Below are 15,091 nucleotides of genomic sequence, written 5' to 3'. Positions count from 1 at the left end.
AAAGGGGGCGCTGTCCGGTCGGCGAGGCGGCTCGCCGCGCGGGCGGGACACGGTCGCGCTGGCCATCCGTACAGAGATCAAGGAGGGGCTGGGCAGCCGGGCCGGCGGGGTGTGGCTCGATCTGACCCGCCTGCCGCGCGAGACCGTTCTGGCGCGGCTGGCGCGCGTGCACCGGACCGTGCTGGACGTACAGGACCTCGACATCTCCCGCGATCCTGTCGAGGTCGCGCCGACCGCCCAGTACTCGATGGGCGCGGGCCGAGGACCACAGCACCGGGGGCGGTGGACTGTTCGTGGTCGGGGAGGCGGCCGGCGCGGGCCGGCTGGAGGGGGACTCCCCGACCGAACTCCTCGTCCACGGCCGGATCGCCGGCCGTGCCGCGGCGGAGTACTCGGCGCGCCTGACCGTTCAGCAGCGTTCCCCGGCCACGGTGCGCGCCGCTGAGGCGGAGGTGAACCGGCTGCTGACCGCCGAGGGTGACCAGAACCTCCGCGCGCTGCATCGGTCGGTGCGTCACCTGATGACGGAGTACGACGGGCCCCGCACATCGTGGAGTTGACGTCTCGTCACCCGACTAGGCCGTCCAGGAGGGACAGCCGCTGAAGGCCAGCGTGGCTCTCGGTTCCCGGCGTCGCGGTGTAGACCACGAGCCGCTGGGACTCGTCGGGGTCGGTCAGGGTCTGGCAGTGCAGTTCCAGTGCCCCGAGCTGCGGATGGCGGAAGCGCTTGGCGGCGCAGGAGGGCCCCAGCACGGGGCGCTCCTGCCAGATACCGGCGAACTCGGGGCTCTCCTCGTGCAGTACGTCGACGAGTTCGGCGGCACGCGAGCCGGCGCCGTCGCGGGTCCAGGCTCCGTGCAGGTCCGCCACCCGCAGACGGCTCTGCTCGGCGTGGTCGCTCTCGGGGTGGATCAGACGGGAGGCGGGGTCGGTGAACCAGCGGTAGTGGGAGCTGCGCGCCAGTCCGGCATGGGCCGTCTCGTCACCGAGCAGCGCCACGGCCGGACGCGTCTGCCGCAGCGTCTCGCCCAGGTGGTTCATCACCTGGGCGGGGGTGTCCGCGAGTTGGTCCAGGATGCGCGTCATACCTGGGCTGATGTGGTCCCCCTGCCGTACGCGGTACGGCAGGGCGTGTCCCGCGAGCTGGAAGAGGAGGTCGCGTTCCTCCGGTGACAGGCGCAGGCCTCGGGCCAGCGCGGCGAGCATCTGCTCCGAGGGGTGGGGGCCTCGCGGCTGTTCGAGCCGGCTGTAGTAGTCCGCCGACATGTCGCACAGTGCCGCGACCTCCTCGCGCCGCAGCCCACCGGTACGCCGACGACGCCCTCGGGGCAGGCCGGCGTCCTCCGGTTGGAGGGCCTCGCGGCGGGCCCGGAGGAACGCCGCCAGTGCCGCGCGGTCCGGCATGGGTGTCCTCCCGTCCGGGACGACGCCGTCACGGTGAGTCCGCGAGTGGGGTGGCCGTCGTCCCGTACTTTCACCGTGTGAACGGTGTGGCGGGTATCGCACATTCCCGTGACACGGTGGGACGGGCCGTCAGCGGGTGATCGCCTTCGTCTCCAGGAACTCCTCAAGACCGGCACGGCCCATCTCCCGACCGTTGCCGGACTGCTTGTACCCGCCGAACGGGGCCTGGAAGTTGTGCTGTCCCCCGTTGACATCGACCTGGCCCACCCGCAGGCGCCGGGCGATCGCCATGGCGTGGTCCTCGTCGCCGGTCACCGCGGCGTTCAGCCCGTAGACCGTGCCGTTGGCGATCTCGACGGCCTGGTCGTCGTCGGCGTAGGGGATGACGACGAGGACGGGGCCGAAGACCTCCTCCTGGGCGATCACCGACTGCGGGTCGACGTCGGAGAAGATCGTGGGTCTGACGTAGGCACCGGTCTCCAGGCCCTCCGGCCGGCCGGGGCCACCGACGACGAGCGTGGCACCGTCCGTGAGGGCCTGCCGGATGTAGCCGTCGACGCGTCGACGCTGGGTCTCCGAGGCGAGCGGGCCGATCCTCGTGCCCTCGTCCGCAGGGTCGCCGACCACGTACTCCGAGGCCGCGACCCGGAGTTTGTCGACCACGGTCGCTTGCAGCTCCCCGGGAACGAGCAGGCGTACGTAGGCGCCGCACGCCTGGCCGGCGTTGGCCCAGGCGAAGGCCAGCCCTCGGGTCACGGCGAGATCGAGGTCGGCCTCGGGGAGGACGATGTGGGCCGCCTTGCCGCCCAGTTCGAGTGCGACGCGTTTGATCGTGCCGGAGGCGGCGACGGAGACGCTTCGGCCGGCCCGGGTGGAGCCGGTGAAGGAGATCATGTCGATCTTCGGGTGTCGGGAAAGGGCCTCTCCGACGACCGGTCCGGTGCCCTGCACCACGTTGAACACACCGTCGGGCAGCCCCGCCTCGGTGGCGGTCCCGGCGAACATCCTGGCGCTGAGGGGGGACATCTCCGACGGCTTCAGGACGACCGTGTTGCCCGCGAGCATCGCGGGGACGACCTTCGTCACCAGTTGCTGGAGCGGGAAGTTCCACGGAGTGATCGCTCCTACGACGCCGATGGGCTCGCGTACGACGAGCGAGTTCTCGATCACCGACGTCCACTCGAACTGCTCCGCCGCCGTGATCGCGGCCAGGATCGAGGCGACCGGGAAACCCACCTGCGCCTGCCGGGAGAAGCCGATCGGCGCGCCCATCTCCAAGGTGATGGTGGCCGCGAGTTCTTCGCGCTGCCGCTCCAGTCCCTCGGCCAGGCGCCTCATGAGGGCGACGCGGTGCTCCACGGACGTCGCCGCCCAGCCGGGGAACGCGGCGAGCGCGGCGTCCACGGCCAGGTCCACCTCCTCGGTCGTGCCCTCGTGCAGGGTGGCGACGACCGATGTGTCGGCGGGGTTCACGACCTCGATCAGCGGGCCGGAGCCCTTGACGGCTCGGCCGTCGATCCAGTGGGACGGGGCGGGGAAGGGAACCGTACGTTGTTCGTTCATGCCGCCAAGGGAACATCGGTCGTCGGGCGGCATCCATGCTCTCCGATACCCATGATCCACGTCACTCGCCCGCCGCGACGAAGACGAGTGGACCGGAACACGGGTACGGAAATCACCGGCCGGCCCGGGTCGCAGCGCCCGGCCTCGGCAGCGGGAAGCCGTCTACGTACAGGTCGACGTGCTCGTTGTAGAACGCGGTGAGTCCTGCGATGCGGTTGGCGTGGATGGTCGGGAAGTCGTACGTCCAGGCGATGTCCTCGTGGGAGGCCGTGGCGCTGTCGAAGGACCAGTAGCTGCTGGTCGTGCCCTTGTACGGGCAGCTGGTCACCGTGTCCGAGCGCCGTAGCAGGGTCCAGTCGACGGCCGCGTGGTCGAGGTAGTAGCGGGTCGGCAAGCCCGTCTCGAACAGCTTCACGCAGCCGGTGGCCTCCGCCAGTACGACACCGTCCAGCTCGACGCGGACGCTGCTGCCCGAACGCAGCGCGTCCACGCGGGAGTAGGGGCTGCGGGGGTGGACGAAGACCGGTTCGTCCTCCTCGAACCAGGAGTCCAGCGCCTCCCACGCGAACCGCACGGTGCCGCGCAGGGGTTCCGGCGCGCCGTCTCCCCAGACCCACGCCGACCCCGCACGCACCTCCGGTCCGACCCGGAGGGTGTGCCGGTGCGCGGGACCGGCACCGCGATGCTCGGTGTGTCCGTCGTCCTGGAGCACGCCGTCCACCAAGTCCTCGACCGGGATGCTGAATTGGGGGTATGCCTGCTGTTCCCACACGTACAGCGCACGGCGGGTGTCGAAGGCGATGCGACCTCCGAGCATCCCGCGGATGCGGCGGGGAACAGGTTCGACGTGCCCGACCGGGACGATGAGGCTCGGGTGCAGAACACTTTCGGTTGCCATGGTCATCACCTTAACGGCTTCACACAACAGTGTGCCTCCAAACGGTGTCACAGATACGGGAGGCTCCCGGTCAGAGGGTGGTACCCGACGGCCACGGAATCCAGAGGCTCGCATGTCCGCATCCCCCGCCACCGACGGTGCCGGTTCCCTCCGTATCAGCAGTGCCCGTGGCCGATGGACCCTGCTGGCCACCGTGCTCGGGTCGGGTGTCGTCCTGCTCGGCTCGACCGTCACCAACGTCGCGCTGCCGCACATCGGGGACGACTTCGGCGCCGGTCTCGCCGTGCTCCAGTGGACGGTGAACGCCTACATGCTGACCCTGGCCGGCCTCATCCTGCTCGGCGGGGCCCTGGGCGACCGCTTCGGGCGGCGGCGCGTCTTCGTCGTCGGCATCGTGTGGTTCGCGGCGGCCTCCCTGCTGTGCGCTGTGGTTCCGGACGCCCCCACGCTGATCGCCGCCCGAGCGCTGCAAGGCGTCGGCGGTGCCCTGCTCACCCCCGGCTCGCTGGCGATCATCGAGGCCTCCTTCCACCCGGACGACCGGCCGCGCGCGATCGGCCTGTGGTCGGGCTTCGGCGGGGTCGGCGCGGCTCTCGGTCCGTTCCTGGGCGGGTGGCTGGTGGACGGCCCCGGCTGGCGGTGGACCTTCGTGCTGAGCATCGTCCCCGCGCTGCTGTGCGTGCCGGTGGCGCTGCGCCATGTCCCCGAGTCCATGGGCACACCCCCCGAGGAAGGCCGGGGGCGGCTCGGCTTCGACGTACCCGGCGCCGTGCTGGGCGCCCTGGCCCTCGCCCTGGCCACCTACGCGCTGACCGAGGCACGCCACAGCGGCACGGTGGCCGTCGTCTCGGGCGTCGGCGGCGTCGTGGCGGGTGCCGTCTTCCTGATCGTGGAGCGGCGCAGCGCCGACCCGATGGTGCCGCCGGCCATTTTCTCGTCCCGGCAGTTCACCGCCGTCAACCTGATCACCCTGTGCGTCTACGCGGGCACCGGCGGGTTCTTCTTCCTGACCGCCCTGCACCTCCAGATCGTCGTCGGGTACTCGGCGCTGGCGGCCGGTGCGGCGATGCTGCCCAACACGTTGGTGATGCTGCTGTTCTCCTCCGCGTCCGGCGTGCTCGCCCAGCGGGTGGGGCCGCGTATCCCGCTCACCGTCGGACCGCTGGTGTGCGGGGCGGGCATGCTGATGATGCTGCGGGTCGGGCCGGGCGCTTCCTACCTGACCGACATCCTGCCCGCTCTGGTGGTGATGGGGGCCGGCATGGTCGTCATGGTCGCTCCGCTGACCGTGACCCTGCTGTCCTCGGTGAGCGCCTCGAACGCCGGGCTGGCCAGCGGCATCAACAACGCGGCGGCCCGGGCGGCCGGTCTGGTGGCCGTGGCGGCGCTGCCGCTGCTGGTCGGGATGGGGCCGGACGCCTATCGGTCGGGCGCCGCCTTCGGCACGTCGTTCAGTCGGGCCATGCCGCTGTGCGCGGGCCTGTTGGCCATCGGTGCGGTGGTCGCCTTCGTCCTGCTCGGGCAGACCGTCACGGCCTCGCACCGGCCGCACGGGCGGTTCCACGGCTGGCTGATGGAGCCGCCGCTCGTGTCCCGCTTCGCCCATCACCGGAGCGTGGAGTGACCCCCGGCGCCTGCCTCGGAGGGGGCCCCGCGTCCGTGAGTCACGGGCGCGGGGCCCCGCCGTACGGAAGGTCAGGCGGTGGGACGCGGCGCGCGCAGGTGGGCGCGTTCCTTCAGCTCCGCCTCGTCGACCAGCTCCAGCATCGGCTTGCCCGGGGCGCAGAGCATGGTGACGACGAACTCGGTGCGCTCGTCGGCCAGTGCGTTGCCGTCCTGGTAGTGGATGGCGTCGCCGCCCGGCTCCCAGAAGGTGCCGCCGGCCTCGATGACGCGCTCGGGCTCGCCCTCCAGCTCGAAGCGGACGGCGCCCTTGACGACGTAGCCGAACGCCGGGCCGAAGTGGCGGTGCGGCGGGGTGCCCGGGTCGCCGGGCTCCCACTGGACGTGGATGGTCATCGCCGAGGCGCCTTCGGGAACGACGATCGGCGAGGCGTCCTGGAGCATCTTCGCCGCGCGGGTCCAGCTGGGGCCGTCCTCGCCGCCGGTTCCGTGGCCGTGGTGGGTGTGCTGTGGGTTCTCCGACACTGAGTCGCACCTTTCGTGGTGAACCGTGCGGCCGTGGAGGCCGCTCACCCCTTCTGACCGGGTGCCCGCTGGATCTGTGACACGGGAGTGGGCTTGGGGATCTGCGTGCCGGGGCCGTAGAGCACACGGCTGAGCCCGACGCGCAGCCGCCGGGTCCGGCCAGGCAGGACTAGCGGCCGGTACTGCTCGTGGGCGGTCAGGGTGTGCAACCGCGCCTGGTCGAGCGGTTCGTGGAGCTCGACGTACCCGCCGTCGGGAAGGCGCTTGATGACGCCGGTCTCGCGCCCGTGCACCACCTTGTCGCGGTCTCGCCGTTGCAGGCCCAGGGCCAGCCGCTTGGTGACGACGAAGGCGAGGACCGGTACGGCGAACAGGGCGATGCGGACGGTCCAGGTCACAGCGTCGAGGGAGACGTGCAGCCGGGTGGCGATCAGGTCGTTGGCGGCGCCGATGAGCGCCACCGCGTAGACGCTGAGCCAGGCCACGCCCAGCGCGGTCCGCACCGGGCGGTTGCGGGGGCGGTCCAGCAGATGCTGCTCGCGGTCGTCGTCGGTGACCCAGGCTTCGAGGAACGGATAGGCGCCCATGGCCAGGAAGAGCAGGACACCGGCCAGCAGGGGCAGGAAGGTGTCCAGGGCCAGGGTGTGGCCCCAGAAGTCGATCTCCCAGCCGGGCATGACACGCAGCAGGCCGTCGGCGACGCCCATGTACCAGTCGGGCTGGGAACCGGCGGAGACCTGGTCGGGGCGGAAGGGCCCGTAGTTCCACACGGGATTGATCTGCGCGACGGCGGCCATGAAGAAGATCACGCCGGACACGAGGAAGAAGGAGCCGGCCGACTTGACGGCGTACACCTTGAACGGGAGGCCGACGACGTTGCCGCCGGTGCGGCCGGGTCCGGGGTACTGCGTGTGCCGGTGGCGTACGGCCAGGAGCAGGTGGCCGACGAGCAGCGCGACCATCAGGCCGGGGATGACCAGGACGTGCAGGGTGTTGAAGCGGGCGATCAGGTCCTCGCCGGGGAACTCGCCGCCGAACAGGAGGAACGAGACGTAGGTCCCGACGACCGGGATCGACAGGAGGGTGCCGTTCACGACCTGCAAGCCGGTTCCGGACAGCAGGTCGTCGGGCAGGTCGTAGCCGGTCAGGCCGCCGAACATGGCGAGGACGAGCAGCAGGAACCCGAACACCCAGTTGAGTTCGCGCGGTTTGCGGAAGGCGCCGGTGAAAAAGACGCGCAGCATGTGGACGAACACGGCGGCGACCAGGACCAGGGCCGCCCAGTGGTGGGCCTGGCGGATGAGCAGTCCGGCGCGGACGTCGAACGAGATGTGCAGGGTCGAGGCGTAGGCCTCCGACACCAACTGCCCCCGCAGCGGGCGGTAACCGCCGTCGTAGACCACGGGAGCGGAGGAGGGGTGGAAGTGGAGGCTCAGATAGACGCCGGTGATCAGCACAACGACGAAGCTGTAGAGCGCTATCTCCCCCAGCATGAATGAAGCATGGCTGGGGAAGACCGTGCGGCGCACGGAGCGGGCGGTGTGGCGGTGGCCCAGCCGGCTGTCCGCCCATCGGGCGAGCCGCTCCCCCGTACGTTCCTGCCTCGGCTCGGCCGGACGGCTGTCGTCGCTCATCTCTTCGCCCTTCGTTCCTGCGTCGGCGCGTGATGTCCGGCCGAGTCCATGGATGTGCCGCTCGGGCGTGTTTCGCCGAGTTCTGTCGCCGTCATGACCGGTGAGGCGGCCCGGGCGTGACAGCGGGCCGGGTGTCGCCCGGAGCGGGTGTCCCGGCGGGAGCGGTTCGGGGTCGGTCACATCGAGCGCGGCCCGCGGGGCGGATCACGCGCGGGTGCGGCTGTGTCACAACCTGTGCCGTCGCCCGGTCTCAAGGGCGAAGGCACCACCGAGAGGACCATCCATGACATCCGAGTTCCCCGCCGTCCTGGACGCCGGGCCGTCCGACGGCGTCGATCCCGACGCGTTCGTGCGAGCGGCCATGCGCTGGCACTTCGACCCGGCGACCGGCTCCCGCTACTGGCTCGACCGGGCCGGCCGGCTCGCCTTCGACCCCCGTCACGACGTCAAGGGCGTGGACGACCTAGCCCTCTTCCCCGACCTGAGCGACGAACTGCGGGACGTTGCGGTGACGGATCTGGTCCCCCGGGGCTACGGAACCGGTGCCCGGCTGGTCAACGTCTTCGACAGCGGCGGGACGACCGGAGCCCCCAAGCGGGTCGTCCAGCTCGACGACTGGGTGCGGCACAGCACACGGCACGTCGACGCACGGCTGCGTGAGCACGGCCTGCCCGTCGGTGCCCAGTGGCTGACCGTGGCTCCGACCGGCCCGCATCTGGTGGGGGACGTGCTCCAGCGGGCGGCGGCGTCCCTCGGCGGCCCGGCGCTGAGCGTCGACATGGACCCCCGCTGGGTGAAGAAGCTGATCGCCGCCGGTCGCGTCGACGAGGCCGAGTCCTACACCGACCATCTCGTCGAACAGTGCCGCCGGATTCTGCTGACCCAGGACATCGGAGTACTCGCCGCCACCACCCCGCTGCTGGCCCGCTTCGCCCGCGAGGACGACCTCCTGGAGCGGATCAACGACTCCGTCGGGGCGATCGTCTGGGGCGGCACGCACATGGATCCCGACACCCGTCACCTGCTGGCCACGGAGGTCTTCCCCGACGTACCGCTCATCGGCATGTACGGCAACACCATGATGCTCACCGCGCTGCTGGAACGCCCCGGCCTCGACGCCTCGCAGCCCTGCGTGTTCGACCCGGTCCCGCCGTACGTGTTCCTGTCGGTCGTGGCGCCCGGCACCGGGGAACGGGTCCCGGTCGGCGAGCGGGGCCAGGTGGTCGTCAGCCACGTCAGCAAGTCGATGCTCATCCCCAACAACGCGGAACGCGACACGGCCGTGCGCGTACGGCCGGCCGGCGGTCAGGCCGGCGACGCCGTCGCGGACGTGGCACCGGTGCCCGCGGTGCGGGGCGAGGCCGTGATCGAGGGCGTGTACTGATGGCGGACATCGAAGGCGCCGGGCCGGTCCACCTGGACGCGCTCGGCCCCGGCGGCCCCTACCGGACGCGGATGCCCGGCGCCGTGACGGACGTCTCCGGTGCCGAGGTGGCGCTGCTGAGTCTGGTGCCGCCGGTGTACGTCGACCGGGCGCTGGCCGCGCTGCGCAGGGCCGAGGCGGTACCGGTGGCCGACGTCGACTCGCTGCTGGGGGCGGCTGCCGAGGAGTTCGCCACCGGCACCGTCGGCGGTCTGGGCGTGCGGGCGTACGAACACCTGGTCAGCCGCACCTCGGGCACCCCGCTGACGGTGGTGCGCGCGGCGACGCGGGGCACGGCACGGTTCGTCGCGCTGGCCCGGTCGTCCGCCGAGCAGGGCAGGCCGCGCGGGACGGTCGCCGGCCGCCGGGACCCGGCGTCGGGGGCCGGGCGCGCCGTATGGGCCCGCCGGGGTGAGGTGTTCGCCGTCAGCGCCTCCGGCAACCATCCCGGTGTGCACCGGCTGTGGCTGGAGGCGCTGGCCCTGGGCTACCGCGTCGCCGTACGTCCGTCGCGGCGGGAGCCGTTCACGCCGCACCGGCTGGTCGCGGCGCTGCACCGGGCGGGGGTGCGGCAGGACCAGCTGGTGCTGCTGCCCACGGACCACCACACCGCCGGCACGCTGATCCGCGGCGCGGATCGCACCGTGGTGTACGGCGGTGACGAGGTGGTCGCCCGGTACGCCCGCGATCCCCGCGTGCTGCCGCAGGGGCCCGGGCGGAGCAAGATCCTCGTCACCGCGGACACCGACTGGCGGGAGCACCTGGACACGATCGTCGGTTCTGTCGCCGACGAGGGCGGCACCGCCTGCGTCAACGCCACCGCCGTCCTCGTCGAGGGCGATCCGGCGCCGCTCGCCGAGGCCGTCGCGGCCCGGCTGTCCTCGTTGCCCGGACTGCCGCCGCAGGACGTACGGGCGGTGCTCCCGGTGGTGCCGCTGGACCGGGCCAGGGCCCTCGACTCGTACTTGCGGTCGGTGGCGGCGGGGACCCGGGCCTGGCTCGGCGGTGACGGCATCGTCGACGACCTCGGTGACGGGAGTGCCGTCCTGCGTCCCGCCGTTCATCAGGTGGCGAGTGCCGGTGCCGCGCAGCTGCGGACCGAACTCCCCTTCCCCTGCGTGTGGGTGGCGCCCTGGAGCCGTGCGGACGGCATCGCTCCGCTACGTGACACCCTCGTCCTGTCGGCCCTCACCCGTGACCGCGCCCTGCTCGACGCGCTGCTGGCCGAACCCACCGTCGCCAATCTCCACACGGGTGACCATCCGACGTACTGGATGGCTCCGGGAGTCCCGCACGACAGTTACCTGTCGGACTTCCTGATGCGCGGCAAGGCGGTCGTCGGCGCGCTGTGACCGGTGCTCAGTGGGGCATGAGCAGCATCAGGGCCGTCCCCAGTGCCATCGCCCCGTCGCGGGAGTGACCGTACGGGTCCGTCGCGGCGGTGCGGTGCTGCGTGTCCGTGGCGGACCGGAGGGAGGGCATGGGCAGGGTCAACGACCGCAGCGCGCACGCCAGGAGATACACCGTCAGCAGAGCGGTGACGCCGTCGGCCGAGGGCTCGTGGGTGTGAGCTGTTGTGCGCAGCATCCAGGCCATCGCCGCCATTCCGGCTGCAGACGGCAGCCGGGCGGCGATCCGCGCCGCGGTGTCCGTCGTACGGCGGTGGAGTGCGGTCAGCGGGAACCACAGGGCGGCGGCCGTGAACAGGGCCGTCGTGGTCGGCCCGGACAGCGGGCGGCCGAGGCTCCAGGGCATCGCCGCCATCGCCGTAGCCATGGTGAAGTGCAGGAGGTGGTCCGCCCGGTCACGGGGGCGGGCCGGGCGGACGCCCTGCCGGAGTGCGTGCGCCGCCACGGCGGTGAAGAGCACGGTCAGCATGCCGTGCACGATGTCGGCGGGGGTAGCCATGGGGCGGTCAGACGGTGTGGTGGTCTGCATGTGACACGGTGTGTGCCTTCCTCTTCTCAGGACGGGTCGCAGTCTTGACCAGGTGTGCGATCGATCCGTGACATGAACCCGGCGTCGGTGTCACAAACGTCCGCCCGCCCCGGTCGTAGTCGGTGACCACCCACAGCGACGGGAGCGATCGTGGCCATTACCGAACAACGTCTTGCCACCACAGTGCTGGTGATCGGTACCGGCGGTGCCGGCCTGCGGGCGGCGATCGAGTTGGCCGAGGCCGGCGTCGACGTCCTGGCCGTCGGCAAGCGTCCCAAGGAGGACACCCACACCTCCCTGGCCGCCGGCGGGATCAACGCCGCCCTGGCCACGATGGACCCCGAGGACAGCTGGCAGCAGCACGCGGCGGACACGCTCAAGGAGAGCTATCTGCTCGGCGACCCCAGGACGGCCGAGATCGTCACCCGGGGCGCGGCCCTGGGCATCGACGACCTGGAGCGCTACGGCATGGCCTTCGCCCGTGAGGAGGACGGCCGTATCTCGCAGCGCTTCTTCGGCGCCCACACGTTCCGCCGCACCGCCTTCGCCGGCGACTACACCGGCCTGGAGATCCAGCGCACCTTCATCCGGCGGGCGGGCCAACTGGCCGTCCCCGTGCTCGACAGCGTCTACATCACCCGCCTCCTGGTGCACGAGGGCGCCGTCTTCGGGGCCTACGGCTTCGATCTGAACGACGGCACGCGTCACCTCATCCACGCGGACGCCGTCATCCTCGCGGCGGGCGGCCACACCCGCATCTGGCGCCGTACCTCCTCGCGGCGGGACGAGAACACCGGAGACTCCCTGCGGCTGGCGGTCGAGGCCGGTGCCCGGCTGCGCGACCCCGAGCTGGTGCAGTTCCACCCCTCCGGCCTCATCGAGCCGGAGAACGCCGCCGGCACGCTGGTCAGCGAGGCGGCCCGGGGCGAGGGCGGCATCCTGCGCAACGCCCTCGGCGAGCGGTACATGAACCGCTACGACCCTCAGCGCATGGAGCTGTCGACGCGCGACCGCGTGGCGCTCGCCTCCTACACCGAGATCAAGGAAGGCCGCGGCACCCCGAAGGGCGGGGTCTGGCTCGACGTCTCCCATCTCCCCCGGCAGACCGTCATGGAGCGGCTCCCCCGGGTCTACCAGACCCTCCTCGAACTACAGATGCTGGACATCACCCGCGACCCCATCGAGGTCGCCCCCACAGCGCACTACTCGATGGGCGGCGTCTGGGTCCGTCCCGAGGACCACAGCACCGACGTACGCGGTCTGTACGCCATCGGCGAGGCCGCCAGCGGACTGCACGGCGCGAACCGTCTCGGCGGCAACAGCCTCATCGAGCTGCTGGTCTACGGGCGCATCACCGGCCGGGCCGCCGCGGCCTACTCCGACTCGCTCACCGCACAGCCCCGCAGCGCGTCCGCCGTGTCCCGGGCCCGCGCCGAGGTCGACGGACTGCTCGCCGCCGACGGGCCCGAGAACGTCCGGGCGCTCCAGCGCGCCATCCGTAACACCATGACGGAACACGCCGGTGTCGTCCGTGACGAACAAGGTCTGCGTACCGGTCTGGCGGAGCTGGACCTCGTCGAGAAGCGCATGGAGAACGTCGGCGTCCATCCCGACATCGCCGGTTTCCAGGATCTCGCGCACGCCTTCGACCTGAAGTCGGCCGCGCTGGCGGCCCGCGCCACCCTCGAAGCGGCGCTGGAGCGCCGGGAGACCCGTGGCTGTCACAACCGCAGCGACTTTCCCGGCCTGGACCCCGCCTTCCGCGTCAACCTCGTCTGGTCCCCGGCGACCGGCATCACCCACGAGAGCATTCCCCCCGTCCCAGATGAGATCGCGTCCCTCATGGGCGAGGTCTCCACCGAGGGAAAGCTCGTCGAGTAGCCGGGGACCCTGTCACAAACACCGTGTGTACCCGGTCTTTCCTCATGCGGACGACATCGCACATTCCCGAAAGGATTCCCACCATGAAGGTCGTAGTCATCGGCGGCACCGGACTGATCGGCTCGAAGCTGGTCGCCAAGCTCAACGGGCACGGTCACGAGGCCGTGCCCGCCGCCCCCAACACCGGCGTCAACACCCTGACGGGCGAGGGCCTGGCCGAGGTCCTGACCGGCGCCTCGGTCGTGGTCGACGTCTCCAACTCGCCCTCCTTCGCGGACGACGACGTCATGGAGTTCTTCCGCACCTCGACCGCCAACCTCCTCAAGGCCGAGGCGGACGCCGGTGTCACGCACCACGTGGCGCTCTCCGTGGTCGGCACGGAAAGGCTCCAGGAGAGCGGCTACTTCCGTGCCAAGCAGGCACAGGAGCAGCTGATCAAGGACTCGGGCATCCCGTTCTCCCTCGTGCACGCCACGCAGTTCTTCGAGTTCATGAAGGGCATCGCCGAGTCGGCGACCGACGGTGACACCGTCCGGCTGGCCCCGGTCAAGATCCAGCCTGTCTACTCCGACGACGTGGCCGCCACCGTGGGCCGCACCGCTGTCGGCACCCCGGTCAACGGGGTGGTCGAGGTCGCCGGTCCCGACGTGTTCCAGCTGGACGAGCTGATCGCCACGGGCCTGGCCGCGAAGGGCGACCCCCGCAAGGTGGTGGCCGACACGCACGCGCCGTACTTCGGTGCGGAGTTGAGTGAGGACACGCTGCTGCCCGGTCCGGACGCGCACATCGGGGAGACCCGTTTCACCGACTGGCTCTCCCAGCAGGGCTGAGCCGGCGTCCCCGTGGGGCTTGTCGTGCCGCACTGCGCTGCGGCACGGCAGGCCCCATGCCTTTGTCTCACCTGCGGCACACACAGGAAGCAGCTCACCATGCCCACCCGGCCCTTTGTTTCCGGCCCTCGTACGTACCCGGCAGTGACCGGTGCCTACACCATCGACCCCGTCCACAGCACGATCGGCTTCTCCGTCCGGCGCGCCATGATCTCCACCGTCCGCGGCAGGTTCGGCCGCTTCGAGGGCCTTCTCCTCCTCGACGGCTCCGATCCGTCCCGGTCCGAGGCGTACGCCAGTGTCCAGACCGACAGTGTGGATACGGGGGTTTTGGACCGTGACACGCAGGTGGCGGGCCCCACCTTCTTCGACTCCGCGACGTATCCGCTGATGGCTTTCCGCTCCACGGGCATCTTCCCGGCCGGCGGCGACGCGTTCCGCCTCGCGGGCAGTCTGCGTATCAAGGACATCGAGCTGCCCCTGGACATCGACGTCGTCTTCGGCGGATCCGGCGACGACTCCTCCGGGCGGCACAGGGTCGGCTTCGCGGGTTCGGCCACGCTGCGGCGTTCGGACTGGGGGCTCGCCTGGAACACGCCGCTGGAGACGGGGGGCGTCCTCATCAGTGACAAGGTGACGCTGAGCCTGGACATCTCGGCGATCCGAACCGACCCGGAAACGACGGCCTGACCGGCCATCGAGGGGGCGATGTCACGAGACCCGGCGAGAACCAATACGTTGCGTGCCACCACCGTCGAAGCCGCACTCGTGGTTCTGGCACTCACGCCGAGCGGCCCTGGGGTCAGCGGCAGGATCCTGGCCCAGCAGACCATCGGCGATCACGACTACACCCTCCGCGAGATCACCATTCCCCCCGGGCAGGCGACAGGGTGGCACTACCACGACGGACCTCGTCCTTGAAGTCCTCTACGTCCTGCCGCACGGCGCCCCCTTCTCCCAGGACGCCCCGGAACCGCTGCGCGACGCGTTGTCACAACTCCCTTCGCTGCCCGGTCAATCCAGTGTCGACGGCCTGCGGCGGGTATCCGCCCGGGCCCCAGCGAAGGAGGACCATGGCAGGGACACATGTGAGCCGATGCGTAGCGAGCGATCACGGTTCGAGAGACACCCGGACCGATCCCGCCGTCACCGCCGCGTCGCTCGCTGCGGAGGCCGCGTTCCTCGATGAGCGGCTGAGCCTGCTCCGGGAGGCGATCGCCGCGGTGGACGCCCGCATGGACGAGGTCTCCACCCGGCTCAGGAGACTGCGGCGCCCGACGCCCGGGGGCCAGGCACCTTCCGGCGGAGAAGACGACACCGGGCTCGATCACTCGGCCACAGACCGTCTTTGACGGACCGTACGGGCGGACAC

14 protein-coding genes and 1 pseudogene are annotated in these 15,091 nt (G+C 71.2%); 9 read left to right on the top strand and 6 right to left on the bottom strand.

The features are described 5' to 3' along the window. Nucleotides 1-293 precede the first annotated feature (293 nt). Entirely contained in the window at nt 294-560 is a 267-nt protein-coding gene (locus J8M50_RS24835) for an FAD-binding protein (protein ID WP_010359037.1), read from the top strand. A gap of 7 nt (nt 561-567) precedes the next feature. On the opposite strand, the gene J8M50_RS24830 is transcribed toward J8M50_RS24835, so the two are convergent. The 3 genes from J8M50_RS24830 to J8M50_RS24820 form a co-directional block, all read right to left on the bottom strand. After that, nucleotides 568-1,404 carry a helix-turn-helix transcriptional regulator gene (locus J8M50_RS24830; RefSeq protein ID WP_010359038.1) on the bottom strand — a complete coding sequence of 279 codons (837 nt, stop codon included), beginning with the start codon at nt 1,402-1,404 and terminating at the stop codon, nt 568-570. A gap of 129 nt (nt 1,405-1,533) precedes the next feature. Beyond that, the gene (locus tag J8M50_RS24825; protein ID WP_162947399.1) at nt 1,534-2,967 is read right to left on the bottom strand and encodes an aldehyde dehydrogenase family protein; all 1,434 of its coding nucleotides are present in this window, start codon (nt 2,965-2,967) and stop codon (nt 1,534-1,536) included. 112 nt (nt 2,968-3,079) lie between these two features. Continuing rightward, the gene (locus tag J8M50_RS24820; protein ID WP_029184495.1) at nt 3,080-3,865 is read right to left on the bottom strand and encodes a DUF427 domain-containing protein; all 786 of its coding nucleotides are present in this window, start codon (nt 3,863-3,865) and stop codon (nt 3,080-3,082) included. Between the two features lie 112 nt (nt 3,866-3,977). Here J8M50_RS24820 and J8M50_RS24815 point away from each other — a divergent pair, with 112 nt between their 5' ends. Continuing rightward, nucleotides 3,978-5,489 (top strand): MFS transporter, encoded by a 1,512-nt coding sequence (locus J8M50_RS24815; RefSeq protein ID WP_010359042.1) that lies wholly within the window; start codon nt 3,978-3,980, stop codon nt 5,487-5,489. Nucleotides 5,490-5,560: 71 nt separating this feature from the next. Here the strand turns inward: J8M50_RS24815 and J8M50_RS24810 are convergent, their stop codons facing one another. After that, nucleotides 5,561-6,013 carry a cupin domain-containing protein gene (locus J8M50_RS24810; RefSeq protein ID WP_010359043.1) on the bottom strand — a complete coding sequence of 151 codons (453 nt, stop codon included), beginning with the start codon at nt 6,011-6,013 and terminating at the stop codon, nt 5,561-5,563. Between the two features lie 44 nt (nt 6,014-6,057). Further along, nucleotides 6,058-7,647: a cytochrome bc1 complex cytochrome b subunit gene (gene qcrB / locus J8M50_RS24805; protein ID WP_010359045.1), complete on the bottom strand. Its 1,590-nt coding sequence runs from the start codon at nt 7,645-7,647 to the stop codon at nt 6,058-6,060. A gap of 283 nt (nt 7,648-7,930) precedes the next feature. On the opposite strand from qcrB, the gene J8M50_RS24800 reads away from it, so the two are divergent. Continuing rightward, the gene (locus J8M50_RS24800) at nt 7,931-9,031 is read left to right on the top strand and encodes an acyl-CoA synthetase family protein (protein WP_010359046.1); all 1,101 of its coding nucleotides are present in this window, start codon (nt 7,931-7,933) and stop codon (nt 9,029-9,031) included. After that, nucleotides 9,031-10,422 carry an aldehyde dehydrogenase family protein gene (locus tag J8M50_RS24795; RefSeq protein ID WP_010359047.1) on the top strand — a complete coding sequence of 464 codons (1,392 nt, stop codon included), beginning with the start codon at nt 9,031-9,033 and terminating at the stop codon, nt 10,420-10,422. Before J8M50_RS24800 ends, J8M50_RS24795 begins: the two co-directional genes overlap by 1 nt. Before the next feature lie 7 nt (nt 10,423-10,429). Here the strand turns inward: J8M50_RS24795 and J8M50_RS24790 are convergent, their stop codons facing one another. Continuing rightward, entirely contained in the window at nt 10,430-10,978 is a 549-nt protein-coding gene (locus J8M50_RS24790; protein ID WP_223786260.1) for a DUF5134 domain-containing protein, read from the bottom strand. A 180-nt stretch (nt 10,979-11,158) separates the two neighbouring features. Between J8M50_RS24790 and J8M50_RS24785 the strand changes: the two genes are divergently transcribed. From J8M50_RS24785 to J8M50_RS24765, 5 genes and pseudogenes are all read left to right on the top strand, one after another. Then, nucleotides 11,159-12,889 carry an L-aspartate oxidase gene (locus J8M50_RS24785; protein ID WP_029184496.1) on the top strand — a complete coding sequence of 577 codons (1,731 nt, stop codon included), beginning with the start codon at nt 11,159-11,161 and terminating at the stop codon, nt 12,887-12,889. An 83-nt stretch (nt 12,890-12,972) separates the two neighbouring features. Beyond that, entirely contained in the window at nt 12,973-13,719 is a 747-nt protein-coding gene (locus J8M50_RS24780; protein WP_010359050.1) for an SDR family oxidoreductase, read from the top strand. 99 nt (nt 13,720-13,818) lie between these two features. Continuing rightward, nucleotides 13,819-14,409, top strand: a complete 591-nt coding sequence (locus J8M50_RS24775) for a YceI family protein (protein WP_029184497.1) — start codon at nt 13,819-13,821, stop codon at nt 14,407-14,409. Between the two features lie 18 nt (nt 14,410-14,427). Next, a pseudogene (locus tag J8M50_RS24770) lies at nt 14,428-14,695 on the top strand (cupin domain-containing protein); the annotation flags it as partial. Nucleotides 14,696-14,792: 97 nt separating this feature from the next. Continuing rightward, a complete protein-coding gene (locus J8M50_RS24765) occupies nt 14,793-15,071 on the top strand; it encodes a hypothetical protein (RefSeq protein ID WP_050987385.1) in 279 nt (92 codons plus the stop codon). Nucleotides 15,072-15,091 lie beyond the last annotated feature (20 nt).

This window comes from Streptomyces acidiscabies (assembly GCF_020010905.1).
Taxonomy (GTDB): Bacteria; Actinomycetota; Actinomycetes; order Streptomycetales; family Streptomycetaceae; genus Streptomyces; species Streptomyces acidiscabies.
This window is presented reverse-complemented; position numbering and strand designations above follow the sequence as displayed.

What these genes read in the sequence shown, in the direction of transcription:
- J8M50_RS24815 (WP_010359042.1), top strand. Translation starts at nt 3,978, where the DNA reads ATGTCCGCATCCCCCGCCACCGACGGTGCCGGTTCCCTCCGTATCAGC.
- J8M50_RS24795 (WP_010359047.1), top strand. Translation starts at nt 9,031, where the DNA reads ATGGCGGACATCGAAGGCGCCGGGCCGGTCCACCTGGACGCGCTCGGC.
- qcrB (WP_010359045.1), bottom strand. Translation starts at nt 7,647, where the DNA reads ATGAGCGACGACAGCCGTCCGGCCGAGCCGAGGCAGGAACGTACGGGG.
- J8M50_RS24775 (WP_029184497.1), top strand. Translation starts at nt 13,819, where the DNA reads ATGCCCACCCGGCCCTTTGTTTCCGGCCCTCGTACGTACCCGGCAGTG.
- J8M50_RS24825 (WP_162947399.1), bottom strand. Translation starts at nt 2,967, where the DNA reads ATGAACGAACAACGTACGGTTCCCTTCCCCGCCCCGTCCCACTGGATC.
- J8M50_RS24830 (WP_010359038.1), bottom strand. Translation starts at nt 1,404, where the DNA reads ATGCCGGACCGCGCGGCACTGGCGGCGTTCCTCCGGGCCCGCCGCGAG.
- J8M50_RS24820 (WP_029184495.1), bottom strand. Translation starts at nt 3,865, where the DNA reads ATGGCAACCGAAAGTGTTCTGCACCCGAGCCTCATCGTCCCGGTCGGG.
- J8M50_RS24780 (WP_010359050.1), top strand. Translation starts at nt 12,973, where the DNA reads ATGAAGGTCGTAGTCATCGGCGGCACCGGACTGATCGGCTCGAAGCTG.
- J8M50_RS24790 (WP_223786260.1), bottom strand. Translation starts at nt 10,978, where the DNA reads ATGGCTACCCCCGCCGACATCGTGCACGGCATGCTGACCGTGCTCTTC.
- J8M50_RS24765 (WP_050987385.1), top strand. Translation starts at nt 14,793, where the DNA reads ATGGCAGGGACACATGTGAGCCGATGCGTAGCGAGCGATCACGGTTCG.
- J8M50_RS24800 (WP_010359046.1), top strand. Translation starts at nt 7,931, where the DNA reads ATGACATCCGAGTTCCCCGCCGTCCTGGACGCCGGGCCGTCCGACGGC.